Raw genomic sequence first — 13,041 nt, 5'->3', positions numbered from 1 at the left:
CCATAATGATGCAGGACTTTAGCGAATTTTGACCCCACTTTTCGGGTGTCGTCCGCTAACTGATTATGTTACCGCTTTACCGTGGCAAATTCAATTCATATGCTCGGCGGGCATTATCCCCGGGTTCAGCCACGTGGACGATACCACGAAACTGGTAACCCAAGCTGGTTACGATGGCCTGCATCCGTTGGTTCATGCGGTGCGTATCGATTCGAAAATTGCGGACGCCGTTCTGATAGGCTTGGCTGATTAAATTGGAGAAAAAGGTGTGGCTAAGGTGTTGGCCAGCGAAGTCCTTGCTTAGCGCGATCCGATGAATCGTGGCGTAAGGGTCCGTGTTATTTTGCCAGCCGTCGCCACTGATTTCGTGGTAATTTGGATCGTCGCCCACCACTTGTGCCGCGGTTCCGGCGATTCGGTCATCGACCATCAAGACCCAACTGCGTTGCGCCATAATGTCTTCGCGAATGGCCGTCTCATCGGGATAGCCATCTTGCCACTGCGGACTGCCATCTGCTTTCAACAGCGCTTTTGCATCGTCAATAATTGCCATAATGGCTGGCACGTCCGTCTTGGTGGCGTGTCGTAAATAAACTAAACTCATCAGTCGTCCTCCAATTGTTCACTTTAAATTTAAAGACAAGAATACCACTTTCTGTGGTCGAACGAAATATTTAATTTTTTCATCAGTTCGGGCGACTTTCCCGCTGAATTTTGCTAGAGTTTAGGGAGAAGGAGTGTGTTCGAATTGGTGAAAATTACTGCTTACGGCGTCCGTGCCCTGGAAGAGCCGTACTTTGACCGCCTGAATCAGTACCAGTTTACCTGTAACTACGTCCGGGAACTCTTGACTCACGACAATGTGGCCGCTGCCAAGGGGGCTGACGCTGTCCTGGTTCGAGGCAATTGCGTGGTTGATCGACAGAACCTCCAACAGTTCGCCGACTGGGGGATTCGAGCAGTCTTCACCCGTTCGGTTGGCTATAATCACCTGGATTTGCAGGCCGCAGCCGACCTCGGCATCACGCTGGCCCGGGTACCCGGCTATTCGCCAGCGGCTGTCGCTGAATTAGCATTGACGCTAGGAATGACGCAGTTTCGCCACGTTAATCTGGCCGCGGAACAGACCCGCCAAGCCAACTTTACAATCAGTGACAATCTCTTTAGCCGAGAGATTCACACCGCCACAGTCGGGATTCTCGGCGCTGGGCGGATTGGCCTAGCCGAGGCGAAGTTATATCAGGGACTGGGCGCCCAAGTATTGGCGTATGATCCGCGGCCGTCTGCGGCAGTGCAGGCAGCCGTGACGGTGGTATCGCTTCCGGAATTACTCGCGCAAAGCGATATTGTTTCAGTTCATGTGCCATACTTCCCCGGTGAAAATGACAATCTGCTTGATGCAGAATTTCTCGCACAAATGAAGTCTGGCGCCGTTCTCGTCAATACTGCACGAGGCGAGTTGGCAGATGTGCCGGCTATTCTGAGTGCCTTAGACAGCGGTCAACTCAGCGGCTACGGCACCGATGTCTTTCGTGATGAGGTGGCACTGTTGGGCAAGCAATTTGCCAGTCTGGATGAGGTGCCCAATCCAGAGGCCCGCCAGTTACTGGCGGCGTACCCCCAAGTGCTAGTCACGCCGCACGTCGGGTCGTACACGGAACCAGCCCTCGTCGATATGATTCGTATTAGCTATGACAATTTTCACGACTTCTTCACGACCGGAACGACCAGCAATGCCATTCGGGTGCCGATTTCGAAGGCGGATTGAGGTTTTTTCAGTAAATCATTAATTTAAAAATGAATATGAAAAATCGCAGAATATGGTTAGCTGGTTGGCTGACAATGTCCTGCGATTTCTTTGTATATGGTTAATAATCAACGTTTAGTCTAAGTTCAATTCAAACGCCAACCGAGAGGCATCGCTGGTCTGTTCCGTCACGTAGATGGTACCACGATGCTTATAGCCAAAGCTTCTGGCAATCGCCTGCATTTGCTGATTCTGCGCGTGAGTATCCATGCGGAAATTGCGGACGCCTTCGTGGTAGGCCTCGCTGATCAGATTGGAGAAAAAGTAGTGGCTCAGGTGCTGTCCGCCAAAGCCAGCGCCAATGGCGATTCGGTGGATAGTTGCGTAAGGGTCTTGGTTATTCTGCCACTGACCGTCTTCGATGTCGACGTAACTGGGCTCGTCGCCAATAATCATAGTTGCCGTCCCAGCCACCTGACCATCAACCACCAGTAACCAGCATTGTTGGCCGTCTACGTCCTTCTTCAGTGCCGCAGCATCCGGATAGCCATCCTGCCATTGCGGACTCCCAGCGGCCTTTAATTGGGCCTTAGCGTGATCGATAATTGCCATGATGGCTGGTAAGTCACGTAGTTTGGCCCGTTTGATGAAAATTAAACTCATTGTGATGCCTCCTCAGTAAAAATTCCTAAGTTCTAGGATACCACTTAAATATTGACAGTGTAGTGTAAACAAAAAACGCTGGCTAATTTTTAGCCAGCGTTAAGAGAAAATGTGGTGGTCAGCGGCGACAAGAAGCGTGTGTCAAAGAAACAAACCCTGTTACGTCGTCAGAGCGTGAACAAGTGGTAGGCGGCAGTTACCCCAGAAAGTATCCAACGCCGTCTTATATTTAGAGAAGTAGGGACTTTCGCCGAACCAAACCCAGTGTCCGGTCACCCCTGCCGCTTGAAATATGGTAGCTTATGGCTAATCAATTTCAAGGGAGGCGGGGAGGCATGTGGTTTCACTTCAATCGACAATTCTACCGGACCGTTTCGTTTTGGTTAGGGATTCTCTGTGTACTGGCCGAGATCAGCATCTGGCATTTTGACACGGCCACCACGCGTTCAGTGGGCTTCGGGACGGGGGCTTTTCTAATCTTGGTGAGTCTGGGTTGGGATACGAAAGAGCATAAATAAGAGAGTGGGACAAAAGGTGGTTAGCAGTTTTAAGCGGAACTAGCTGCCTTTTGGCGCACGTTTCAGCCATATAAAATCGGATAGGGTTGCATACAAATAGAGCTTGAGACAAAGTCCCAAGCTCTATTTGTAATGCTCTGCCAAAGGGATGGCGCCAACCGTGAAAACGGTGTTAGACCGGGCGCTCGATTTTTCCCGGCCTTACAGCGTGGGACGTGCTTGGAAACTCACGTGTATTTCGTGAGGGTTCAAACCGAGTCGGAAGCCCGTTCTTTGGCTGCAGACGATCCCCACAGTGGCAGAATCCCTGGCAACCGCAGGCGACAGTTTTTAATCCTTGGCAAAGTAGTCCCGTCCCGTAGCTAACATATCTGCTGTTTGCTGATTTAACAGGGGTGGCAGGTTGTCGAAAGGAAAATACTGCAAATCCAGTGTCTCGTCGGTTTCTTCACGCAGCGTGTGCCCGCCGACCTGTTTAACGAGGTAAAGGCGCGAGATCACTTGCGTTTCGTCACCATTGGGATAGGTCGTAAAGCCTTGATCGAACAGTCCTAGTGGTTGAACGATTTCGACGTCAATACCGGCATCTTCCTTATACTCGCGAACACAGGCCTGATCGAAGGTTTCGCCGTATTCGAGGTAGCCGCCGGGCAGACTCCAATTGTGGGTATCAGTTCGCAAGTTGAGCAGTACTTCCTGCTGATCATTAACCAAAATAGCACCGGCAGCGTTGAGAATTAACGGTCGGTGACCAACAAGGCCACGGATTTCTTGAATATAATTTGCCATGAGTGGATGACCTACTTTCTATCGGATTAAGTCCTAGTATGCCACAAAATACGGCGGGGTGTTTTACAGGATGAAAAAAGCGGTGATACACAGTTTAACTTAAACTGAATATCATCGCTTTTAAAGGTCGCTTGTATGAGATTACTTCACATTTGTAGGCGACGATGTTATTTTCAATTACTTGTTAATCCGCTTGTAGTTTGCATCGAAGTACTTGCCGGCACGGATGTCGTCTGGCAGGCTAGCGTAAGGGGCTTCGCTGATGACGTCCTCGTTGTTTTGACCGGCATCGCCCATGTAGGTGATCTTGGCAAATTCTGGAACGACCAGCTTAGGGTAAGTATCGTACTTTTCCCGAGCAGCTTCCATCACGTCAATATGTTCGTTTTGGTAAGTCACCGTGATTTCAGGATGATCTTGAACCCACTTAGGGAAGAAGATGGTCCCGTTCAGCTTGCCTTCGTTGGGAACAAAGTCCAAGGCCACGTCGGTCCCGGTTGGTTCCGTCCAGGCAATCTTGTAGATGCCAGGAACCAGCATAACGATGTTGGCTTCTTGATCCGTCACCCAACGGCCAGCGACCATGCCGCCGTGAATCCGGTAGTCAACGGTGTGGTCGTTCTTCGCGTACCATTCATATTCCCAGCCGTTGTCGTAAGTGTAGATAAAATGGGTGCCTAAAAAGTCATCTAAGGTTTTAAATTCTTTAGTCATAAGTTGTGTGCTCCTTCTATTCTGCCTAAACGAACATGTAATTAATTACATGCTTTGATTTACTTGATTAGTGTAGTCAGAATTCACGTCTTTGTCAACAATTTTTCTTGCAGTTTTGGGTTTAAACTGTTTCAATAAAGGTAAATAACCGCGTGAAATCAAGGGGGATGCCAACTATCGGACAACGTAATCGGCTACAATATATTATTTTAGGCTTGCTGAACCAGCACCCACAGACGGGGTATGACTTGGCTAAGGCTTTTGAAAATGAAATCGGTGAATTCTGGCAGGCCCAGCACAGTCAGATCTATCCCATGCTGAAGCGGTTGGAAGCGGCCGGTGAGATCAGCCATGAAGATACGGTGACCGGCGAAAAACTGGCTAAGAAGAAGTACACGCTGACGTCGGCAGGCCGGGAAAAGTTGGTGACCTGGGTCAGCCAACCCTCGCCGGAGCTGACGCCCAGCAAGGACGAATTTATTCTGAAACTCTACTTCATCAAGACGGCTAACGATCCGCGAATTCAACCAATGTTGCGGGAACAGTACCAACTCCATCAGTCGCAGTTGCACCACTTGCAGCAGCGCCAGGAGACAGTCTTTCCCAATCAGAAGGCAATTGATCAGGCCTATGGGCACTATCTGATTCTGGACCACGCGATTGAGCGCGAGAGCCATTACGTGGAGTGGCTGGCGCAGTATTTGGAAAAATAAGCTTTGTCTGTAGGAGCTAGCTGGTTTTGAATTATGGAGGTTAATATTTTGCGAAGAATAGGGGAGGCTGTCAAAAGAAGCACTTTTAGTATTAATGCAAAATATAAAGTGACACAATTAGTTGATGAATCTGTACTTTATCAATTGAAGAAGAAAAATATTTTTGATTCATTGGATTGGCAAAACTACGATTATAAAAATGAATTGGCACACAATCCAGAGCGTATGGAAGTCATGCCGATTGGCAGAGAGAAATAGCATCTAAAGCATCGTAAAAGCACCGCCTCATCCAGGGAATTACCCGGGTGAGACGGTGCTTTTTGTGACGGCTCAACGCAAGACGTGTGTCATCAGTGTTAGATCTCAGCGTGAACGGGCTCGCAGTCACGTCCACGAAGAAGAATCAGTTAATTGAATCGGTAAACCTTAGTTTCGTAAGGCCGTAGCGTGGCTCCCAGGTCATCGGCGTAGTTGCCGATTAACTTCTGGTCCGCTTGGTCTTGGTGGTAGTCTCTGGTGACGGTCTGGTCGGTAAAGTTACTGATGACCAAGAGCGTCTGGCCCTGGTAGTGCCGGTGGTAAGCAAAGACTTGGTCGTCGTCTGGGTCGATCTCTTCGTAAGAGCCGTGAACGATGAGTGCGTTGTTGTGGCGCAAGGCAATCAGTCGTTGATAGTAGCTGAAGACGGAGTCCGGTTGGCCCACTTCGGCCGCGGCATTAATCTTGGTGTAGTTTGGATTTAAAGCGAACCATGGTTTGGACTGAGAGAAGCCAGCATTGGTTGAGTCGTCCCATTGCATTGGCGTCCGGGCATTGTCGCGAGACATGTTGGCCAAATACTTCAGCATGGTTGGTCCGTCAACGGCTTTTTCCTGTTCGACGAGTTGGTGGTAGGCGTTGATACTTTCCAGGTCTTCGTATTGGTCGAGACGCGTGTAGTGGACGTTGGTTTCTCCAAGCTCCTCACCTTCGTAAACGTAGGGCGTTCCTTGGAGCATGTGTAGCGTTGTTCCCAACATTTTAGCCGAGAGTTCGCGATATTCCGGAGCGTCGTTACCGAAGCGTGAAATCGTCCGGGGTTGATCGTGATTGTTCCAGTAAAGACTGTTCCAGCCGCGACCATCCAAGGCCTTTTGCCACCGGGAGAGGGCGGCCTTTAATTCGGTCAGCTTGACTGGCGCATCATTCCACTTGCCCAGTCGTTTGTCAGGATTTGGCGCCAACGAAACGTGCTGGAATTGAAAGACCATGTTGAGTTCGTGGGCATCAAAACCGGTGTAGTTGATCGCGTCTTCCGGCGTTGAACTTGGCATTTCACCCACTGTCATCACATCGTAGTGGGACAGGACTTGTTCATTCATTTCCTTAAGGTAGTCGTTGAGCTTAGGTCCGTCGGCAACGATTGGTTCCACGTTACCGTACAGGGCGCCCGGTGCTTGCGGCGCGTCGGGCAAGCCGGCTGGCTTGGAGATCAGGTTGATGACGTCCATTCGGAAGCCATCGACGCCCTTGTCCAGCCAGAACTTCATGAGGCTGTAGACTTCTTGGCGGACCTTAGGATTTTCCCAGTTGAGGTCGGGTTGGCCCGGTGCAAAGAGGTGTAGGTAATACTGTTGGCGCTTGGGTTCAAAGGTCCAAGCTGAGCCGCTGAAGTAGGAACCCCAGTTGTTCGGTTCGTGGCCATCGACCGGGTCGCGCCAGATGTAGTAGTCGGCGTACGGGTTGTCCTTGGATTGACGGCTTTGTTGGAACCAATCGTGTTTGTCCGAGGTGTGGTTGACGACCAAGTCCATCAGGATCTTTAACCCCTGTTGGTGTGCGGATGCCAGCATGTGGTCGAACTCGGCCATGGTGCCGTAAGCATCCTGAATGTGGCGGTAGTCGCTGATATCGTAGCCGTTGTCCTTGTCGGGGGATTTGTAAATTGGATTGAGCCAGATCACATCGGCGCCCAACTTCTTAATATAAGGTAAGCGTTGGGTGAGGCCGGGCAGATCGCCGATACCATCATTATTGCTGTCTTGAAAACTACGTGGGTAAACTTGATAAACGACGGCGTTTTTCCACCATTGTGTTGTTGCCATAAATAAAACCTCCTGAATTTTAGATGAGTGATTTAAGTGTTAAAGCTTACTTGTTAATTCCAAAGTTATCAGTCAGATGTCGTGTATGAGTCTAATGATCTCGCTATTCAGTTAATAATTTAGGTTAAAAATTAGCTTAGCCGAAGGAGGCCAGGGAAGCAGCCATCCGCAGGCGACAAAGTCCAATGCTTAACCGTTAAAAATTAATTAGCTGAATTTGCGGATAATTTGGGATGAATGACGCTGACGGATACGGCCCCTAATAACAAGGCGATTCCGGCGATGACTAACATGCCGGGCATGGACTTGCCGATAGCAGGGAAGATGGCGAAACTGGCGATGGATGCGATGATTTGTGGTAGGCAAATCCCACAGTTGAAGAGGCCCAGGTAGGCACCTTCATTTTGACCGTTGAGGGATTCGGTGAAGAGGGACATCGCTTGCGTCTGCATCGTCAGGTAGCAGATCCCAATCAGGCAGAATGGCAGGATCAATAGCCACTGTGAGTGAATGAAGTAGATCCAGATCATCCCAGCACCACCGAGAACCAGGCTGACGCGGAACCAGAATTTCCGTTGGCTAGGCTTGGTGTGCGAGAGAACGGCGAAGCCCCAGACAACGGCGGCCAATGACTGAATGCAGGAGAGAATCCCGAACCAGTTGCCGGCTGCTTGGTAGCCAGCGGAAGCGGCGTTAGCGGTGTGCCAAACGTTATCGGCAATGGCACCGGTCCCGTAAGTCCACAGGTATTGAATGGCAAACCAGTCGAAGAGTTGGACGAAGGAAATTTCCCAGAAGGCGCGGGGGGCTGTCTTGACTAAATGCCAGAGGCTGGCGGTCTCCTGCTTCGTTTCCGCCTTGACGTGGTGGTAACGGTTGTAAGTTTCAGGATCGTATTCTTTGACGGAAACAATCGTGTAAATGGAAGTCAGAAGTAAGATGCCAGCACCAATGTAGAAGGCTAATCGCACGGATAAGGGCACGGTCCCTTTAGCAGCAACGTTAGACACCCCGAACCAGGTTAACAGGAAGGGGAAGATCGTGGCTAATACCCCACCCAAATTGGAGTAGGATTGTTGCCAAGACCACGCGAGGTCCTTTTGGTCTTCGTTGACCATATCGCCAATAATCATCTTGAACGGTTGCATGCAGACGTTAGAGGACAGGTCCATGAAGAGAATGGCGATGGCCCCAAATAACAGGGCGGCAAGCGAGGCGTAACCGAAGCCAAACGACCCGGCATTTGGCAAGAGAATCATGACCAGCGCTGCGATAGGTGCCCCGATAATCAAGTAAGGCATCCGCCGACCAAAGCGGTTCCAGGTGACATCGGAGTATTTCCCAATCAACGGTTGAACGATCATCCCGGCTAATGGGGGTAACAGGAAGAAGAAGCCTAGTTTGGTTGGATCGGCACCGATGGTCTGGAAGATCCGGCCCATCTGAGATGACTGAAGCGAAAAGGCCATGTTGACTCCGAAGAAACCGAAAGTCATGGCGAAAATCGTCTTCAAGGGTAGTTTGGGGAGTGAGTTATCGCTGACCGGCTTATCCGGGACAGCTTGCTCGCGTTCTAAGGCTGCGTTTTGAGACATAATAATTCCTCCTAAATAAATGGAATAATAGCAGATGCTCACAATTTTCAAGTGATTAAAGTAACCGCTTTCAAAATGAATCTTAGCACTTTACACAAACGTTTGCAATGCCTCTAAACAATAAAAGCAAACGTTTGTGTAAAAATAGTCATTTTGGCGGCAAATGACTTTGTTATTTCAGACCATTAACGGTAAAATGGGACTTAACAAGAAAAACGGTGAAAGTGAGGTGGCCGGGATGGCTGCAACAATCAAGGACATTGCGAAGCTAGCGGGGGTCTCGCCCGGAACAGTTTCACGGGTGCTCGCCAATAAGACGGGATTCTTTAGTGAACCCACCGGAGAAAAGGTACGGGCAGCTGCTGCAGAGCTCGGCTACCAGAAGAATACGGCAGCGGCAGAGCTCGTCACGCAGCAGAGTAATGTGGTGGCAGCAATCGTGAATTCAACGAAGACCAACTTCGCCAGTCCCATCATTGAGGGCATTCAGGCCGAGGCCCATCGCCATGATCTGAACGTGATTATTTTATACGCTGGGGACGACGATTCGGAGCAACAGCGCCGGGCGTTGACGACGGTGATTGAACGGCCGGTCCGCTCGATTCTTCTATTGTCAGTCGATCTAGCGGCAGAAAATTTGGCACTGCTCCAAAATTCACGGATTCCTTTCTGTTTCCTATCGATTTCCTTCGATGAGATTCAGGTGCCCTACATCACTTCGGATGACTGGCAGGTGGGGTATCAAGCCACCCAGACGCTACTGAAATTGGGTCACCAAAATATCGGTCTCGCCGGTGTTGATAGTGATTTTCACACCGGACGTCAACGTGTGGCCGGTTACCGGCAGGCCATGCAGGAGGCTGGGATTACGATTCAGCCCAAGTGGATTCAGCTCGGCAACTATAGCTACGACGCGGGTCAAACGGCCATGCAAGCGTACGGTGCCGACTCGGGACTGACCGCCATTATCGGCGGCAGTGACATGGCGGCAGTGGGTGTACTCAATGCGGCCCGTAACCTGGGCTACCGCGTACCGACCGACCTCTCGATCCTCGCAATTGACGGCACGGAGATCTGTGAATTGGTGCAACCGGCACTGTCCAGCATCTCGCAGAATTTCTACGAGATGGGTGTCGCGGGCGTCCAACAACTCTGCGCACCGGGAGAATTACCCCAGAAGATTACGCCAATCAAGCTGGTGGAGCGCGACAGTCTTCAACGCAATAGCTAAGGGCTATAGATTGTGGCTGGCGGGACCAGAATTTAGCGTCATTGCATGCCCGAGTTCAGTCAAATTGTTCACTTTGTAGAAGAGATACAGATAGGTTCTATTTTGCCGAGAGTTAATGGCAAGGTGGAACCTTTTGAATATTTGAAGCGATGTATTAGATTGGTTGGGACAGCGCCACCGTAGATCAGGTTTAACGCGACGTGATTGCAGAAACTCACGGGTTCAGCTCCATCACATGATAGAGTCAGAAATGTTTCGTAGCCGGAGGAGGCCAGGATGGAGCCGGCCGTGACGATGCCGTTAGCCCGGGCGCTAGGTCCTTCCCGGGTTTACAGCATGGGACGAGCTTGGAAACTCGTGATTCTCAGCGAGGTTTCAAGTCGAGGTGAAATACCGATCCTCAGGATTTCACCGGTCCCCACAGCAGGCGGAATCCTGGCAGCCGCAGGCGGGCATACTTTGGCCAATTCCCTAGTAGTATTTAAGGGCTGAACCAGTGAGTTAGCAAGGAAAACTAATGAAGGCCTTCAACCACTCTTCATCCCCTAAAATCGGTTATGATAGTGGCGGTAACTAGGTTTGTTTGTCAATTTTACCCAACGAATCTACTTTGGGGGACGAGTTGGTTAGAAAAGGTAAGCTCTTAGCCAAAAAGCTGGATTACCAGCAGACGAATAGACCGGTATGCTATACATGTAAGCGGTTACAAGTCAAGCACATAAATTCTATGGGGGAGGGTTTCATCATGAGTAAAGTGCAATTATGGAAACAGAGATTCTTCTATGGGGCCACCGATATGGCCGGAAACCTGATTTGGCAAATTGTTGGGCTCTACCTGCTGTTCTACTACACGACGGTTATGGGGATTTCGCCAGCATTTGTGGGGACTTTGTTCTTCGTTGTTCGGATCATTGATGCCTTTGATGGTGTTGTGTATGGATTTTTGATTGACCACACCCATTCGAAATATGGGAAAGCACGGCCATACTTCTTATGGTTCGGGATTCCACTGGGGATCTTGACCATGCTGCTGTTCTTTAACCCATCGTTTGGTGGAAATAAGGCCTTCCAACTGGCCTGGATCTCCGTGGTCTACACGCTGTTTAGTTTAGTTTATTCTGGGGCCAACACGCCAATCACGGCGATCCTGCCAAGTTTAACCAAGGATCCCGACGAACGGACGAACTTAGCCAGTGCCCGGATGGTGATGACTAACATCGGGACGGCCGTTATCGGGGCGATTTCTCTGCCAATGGTTGCGAAATTAGGGGGTAAGAACGCTGAAAAGGGATGGATGATCTGGGGGATCTTCATTGGGTTAGCCATCATTGTTCTCTTCCTGAGTTCCTTCGCAAACTTACGCGAAAAAGATGACATTGTTGAGGACACCACGAACGCACCGGAAATCAAGGGGCATCTGTCCGTGAAGGAATCCTTAAAAGGTGCCGTTAAGAACAAGCCATGGGTTGCCCTGAGTATCAGCTTCATTCTGTTACAGACCTTCTGGGTAATCCGGATGCAAACGGCCGTCTACTACCTGACCTACGTTTACCGGCGGGCAGATTTAGTTGGGGCCTTCAACGGTTTGGTAATTGTCGCAGTTATCGGGAACGTTTCGGTACCATTCTTAAGTAAATTCATGAAACACAGAAACGTTATGATTCTATCGTTGGTCACCTTCGGTATTGGTGAAGCCATCATGCACTTCAACAGTATCCCAATGTTATTTGCCGGAAACGTTATCGCGTTGGTTGCCATGGGGGCAGCGTTCTCCATCTCCTTCGTCATGATTGCCGACACAGTGGAATACTCACGTTCCGAACTCCGTATCGATGAACCCGGCATCTTATCTTCAGTCCCAATGGTTGGGGCTAAGTTGGGGATGGGCTTTGGTGGATTGGTCTCCGGTTGGTTACTTTCCTGGGGTGGTTTCCAAGCGACTGCTAAGGTGCAAGGTGCCAAAGCGGTCACGGCGATTAGTACCAGCTTCATCTGGTTGCCGATTATCTTGGCTGTGATTATCATTGGTATCCTGTACATCTTCTACAAGTTGGATGAAGACGAAATCACTTCTGCCAAAGCCATCAAGGATAAGGAAGTCGCAAACGATAAAGCTAATGAAAACGCGTAAACTAACGTGCGGCACCGCCTACCCGGTGACCGTCACGTACTACCAACCGGCCGCCATTGCTGACTTTCACAATCAGCCGCGGCGGCCCTTGGTCATTCTTCTACCGGGTGGGGGCTATCAATTCTACTCGGATAGGGAGAATGAGATCATGGCGTTGCAGTACCTGGCACAGGGATTTGCGGTCGCCGTGGTGGCGTATCGTCTGCGCGACGAGCCACCGGTATTGCCCACGGCGCTGTATCAACTGGCAAATGTCGTCGGTGACTTTCACCGGAACGCCGCGACTTATGGGATTGATGCCGATAAGATTCTCCTGGCGGGATTTTCGGCCGGTGGGCATCTGGCAGCACTGTACGCCGACTTGTGGCCGACGCTGGGGGTAGCGGTGGCTGCTGATTCAGACGATTTGGCAGTCAGTGCCTTGATGTTGGCCTACCCGGTGATTGGGTTACGGTTAGGCTGGCCGGCTAGTGAGGCTGAGTTACAAGAAATCACGGCCGACTGGTCGCAACACGAGGCCGATCTGCTGGTAACGCCACAGAATCCGGCGACTTTCATCTGGGCCACACGTGAAGATGAGCTCGTGCCAGTTACCAACACCCAGCATTACGTGACGGCGTTGCGTGAGCAGCACGTGCCCGTCACCGAGATTATTTATCCGCACGGCCCGCATGGCTTGAGTCTTGCCCGGGCAGTGACGGCATTTCCAAGAAGTTTTGATCCTCGTGACCTGGCCTTTGGGGAGCACTTTATTCGGCCAGACGTCGCGGGTTGGTTCCCCCGTCACCTGAATTGGTTGGCGGCAAGGTGGAACCTCACGAAATTTTGGCTTCAGCAATAACGTAGCTAACGAGAG

At 50.5% G+C, this 13,041-nt stretch carries 13 protein-coding genes; 7 read left to right on the top strand and 6 right to left on the bottom strand.

Going from position 1 to position 13,041, the window contains the following annotated elements; genetic code table 11:
- Positions 1-76 precede the first annotated feature (76 nt).
- On the bottom strand, positions 77-604 hold the full coding sequence (locus EKM73_RS01445; RefSeq protein WP_125700211.1) for a GNAT family N-acetyltransferase: 528 nt from the start codon (positions 602-604) through the stop codon (positions 77-79).
- Between the two features lie 144 nt (positions 605-748).
- Between EKM73_RS01445 and EKM73_RS01440 the strand changes: the two genes are divergently transcribed.
- Positions 749-1,768: an NAD(P)-dependent oxidoreductase gene (locus EKM73_RS01440; RefSeq protein WP_225421242.1), complete on the top strand. Its 1,020-nt coding sequence runs from the start codon at positions 749-751 to the stop codon at positions 1,766-1,768.
- Between the two features lie 114 nt (positions 1,769-1,882).
- On the opposite strand, the gene EKM73_RS01435 is transcribed toward EKM73_RS01440, so the two are convergent.
- Complete coding sequence (locus tag EKM73_RS01435) at positions 1,883-2,410, bottom strand: GNAT family N-acetyltransferase (RefSeq protein ID WP_125700210.1); 528 nt, start codon at positions 2,408-2,410, stop codon at positions 1,883-1,885.
- A gap of 335 nt (positions 2,411-2,745) precedes the next feature.
- On the opposite strand from EKM73_RS01435, the gene EKM73_RS01430 reads away from it, so the two are divergent.
- The gene (locus EKM73_RS01430; RefSeq protein ID WP_125700209.1) at positions 2,746-2,928 is read left to right on the top strand and encodes a hypothetical protein; all 183 of its coding nucleotides are present in this window, start codon (positions 2,746-2,748) and stop codon (positions 2,926-2,928) included.
- Between the two features lie 330 nt (positions 2,929-3,258).
- Here the strand turns inward: EKM73_RS01430 and EKM73_RS01420 are convergent, their stop codons facing one another.
- Entirely contained in the window at positions 3,259-3,717 is a 459-nt protein-coding gene (locus EKM73_RS01420) for an NUDIX hydrolase (protein ID WP_125700208.1), read from the bottom strand.
- Positions 3,718-3,894: 177 nt separating this feature from the next.
- Positions 3,895-4,431: a phenolic acid decarboxylase gene (locus tag EKM73_RS01415; protein ID WP_125700207.1), complete on the bottom strand. Its 537-nt coding sequence runs from the start codon at positions 4,429-4,431 to the stop codon at positions 3,895-3,897.
- 176 nt (positions 4,432-4,607) lie between these two features.
- Here EKM73_RS01415 and EKM73_RS01410 point away from each other — a divergent pair, with 176 nt between their 5' ends.
- Positions 4,608-5,144, top strand: coding sequence for a PadR family transcriptional regulator (locus EKM73_RS01410; protein ID WP_164508824.1), 537 nt, complete (start codon positions 4,608-4,610; stop codon positions 5,142-5,144).
- A 33-nt stretch (positions 5,145-5,177) separates the two neighbouring features.
- Positions 5,178-5,402 (top strand): hypothetical protein, encoded by a 225-nt coding sequence (locus tag EKM73_RS01405; protein WP_125700206.1) that lies wholly within the window; start codon positions 5,178-5,180, stop codon positions 5,400-5,402.
- 149 nt (positions 5,403-5,551) lie between these two features.
- Here EKM73_RS01405 and EKM73_RS01400 read toward each other — a convergent pair whose 3' ends face one another.
- Positions 5,552-7,228, bottom strand: a complete 1,677-nt coding sequence (locus EKM73_RS01400; protein ID WP_125700205.1) for a glycoside hydrolase family 13 protein — start codon at positions 7,226-7,228, stop codon at positions 5,552-5,554.
- A gap of 203 nt (positions 7,229-7,431) precedes the next feature.
- Positions 7,432-8,823, bottom strand: coding sequence for an SLC45 family MFS transporter (locus tag EKM73_RS01395; RefSeq protein ID WP_125700204.1), 1,392 nt, complete (start codon positions 8,821-8,823; stop codon positions 7,432-7,434).
- Between the two features lie 238 nt (positions 8,824-9,061).
- On the opposite strand from EKM73_RS01395, the gene EKM73_RS01390 reads away from it, so the two are divergent.
- The 3 genes from EKM73_RS01390 to EKM73_RS01375 all read left to right on the top strand — a co-directional run bounded on the left by EKM73_RS01390 (position 9,062) and on the right by EKM73_RS01375 (position 13,026).
- Positions 9,062-10,054, top strand: a complete 993-nt coding sequence (locus EKM73_RS01390; protein WP_125700345.1) for a LacI family DNA-binding transcriptional regulator — start codon at positions 9,062-9,064, stop codon at positions 10,052-10,054.
- A gap of 745 nt (positions 10,055-10,799) precedes the next feature.
- Positions 10,800-12,185 (top strand): MFS transporter, encoded by a 1,386-nt coding sequence (locus tag EKM73_RS01380; RefSeq protein ID WP_125700202.1) that lies wholly within the window; start codon positions 10,800-10,802, stop codon positions 12,183-12,185.
- Positions 12,172-13,026 (top strand): alpha/beta hydrolase, encoded by an 855-nt coding sequence (locus tag EKM73_RS01375; protein WP_164508813.1) that lies wholly within the window; start codon positions 12,172-12,174, stop codon positions 13,024-13,026. The genes EKM73_RS01380 and EKM73_RS01375 overlap by 14 nt, the downstream gene beginning before the upstream one ends.
- Positions 13,027-13,041: the final 15 nt, after the last annotated feature.

The sequence above is a fragment of the Levilactobacillus fuyuanensis genome, from assembly GCF_003946395.1.
In the GTDB taxonomy this organism is placed as follows: domain Bacteria; phylum Bacillota; class Bacilli; order Lactobacillales; family Lactobacillaceae; genus Levilactobacillus; species Levilactobacillus fuyuanensis.
The sequence above is the reverse complement of the archived record's forward strand: the minus strand, read 5'-3'. Positions and strand labels throughout refer to the sequence as shown.

Excerpts from the sequence above, each read along its gene's own strand:
- EKM73_RS01445 (WP_125700211.1), bottom strand. The coding sequence starts at position 604 with ATGAGTTTAGTTTATTTACGACACGCCACCAAGACGGACGTGCCAGCC.
- EKM73_RS01435 (WP_125700210.1), bottom strand. The coding sequence starts at position 2,410 with ATGAGTTTAATTTTCATCAAACGGGCCAAACTACGTGACTTACCAGCC.
- EKM73_RS01430 (WP_125700209.1), top strand. The coding sequence starts at position 2,746 with ATGTGGTTTCACTTCAATCGACAATTCTACCGGACCGTTTCGTTTTGG.
- EKM73_RS01420 (WP_125700208.1), bottom strand. The coding sequence starts at position 3,717 with ATGGCAAATTATATTCAAGAAATCCGTGGCCTTGTTGGTCACCGACCG.
- EKM73_RS01415 (WP_125700207.1), bottom strand. The coding sequence starts at position 4,431 with ATGACTAAAGAATTTAAAACCTTAGATGACTTTTTAGGCACCCATTTT.
- EKM73_RS01405 (WP_125700206.1), top strand. The coding sequence starts at position 5,178 with ATGGAGGTTAATATTTTGCGAAGAATAGGGGAGGCTGTCAAAAGAAGC.
- EKM73_RS01400 (WP_125700205.1), bottom strand. The coding sequence starts at position 7,228 with ATGGCAACAACACAATGGTGGAAAAACGCCGTCGTTTATCAAGTTTAC.
- EKM73_RS01395 (WP_125700204.1), bottom strand. The coding sequence starts at position 8,823 with ATGTCTCAAAACGCAGCCTTAGAACGCGAGCAAGCTGTCCCGGATAAG.
- EKM73_RS01390 (WP_125700345.1), top strand. The coding sequence starts at position 9,062 with ATGGCTGCAACAATCAAGGACATTGCGAAGCTAGCGGGGGTCTCGCCC.
- EKM73_RS01380 (WP_125700202.1), top strand. The coding sequence starts at position 10,800 with ATGAGTAAAGTGCAATTATGGAAACAGAGATTCTTCTATGGGGCCACC.
- EKM73_RS01375 (WP_164508813.1), top strand. The coding sequence starts at position 12,172 with ATGAAAACGCGTAAACTAACGTGCGGCACCGCCTACCCGGTGACCGTC.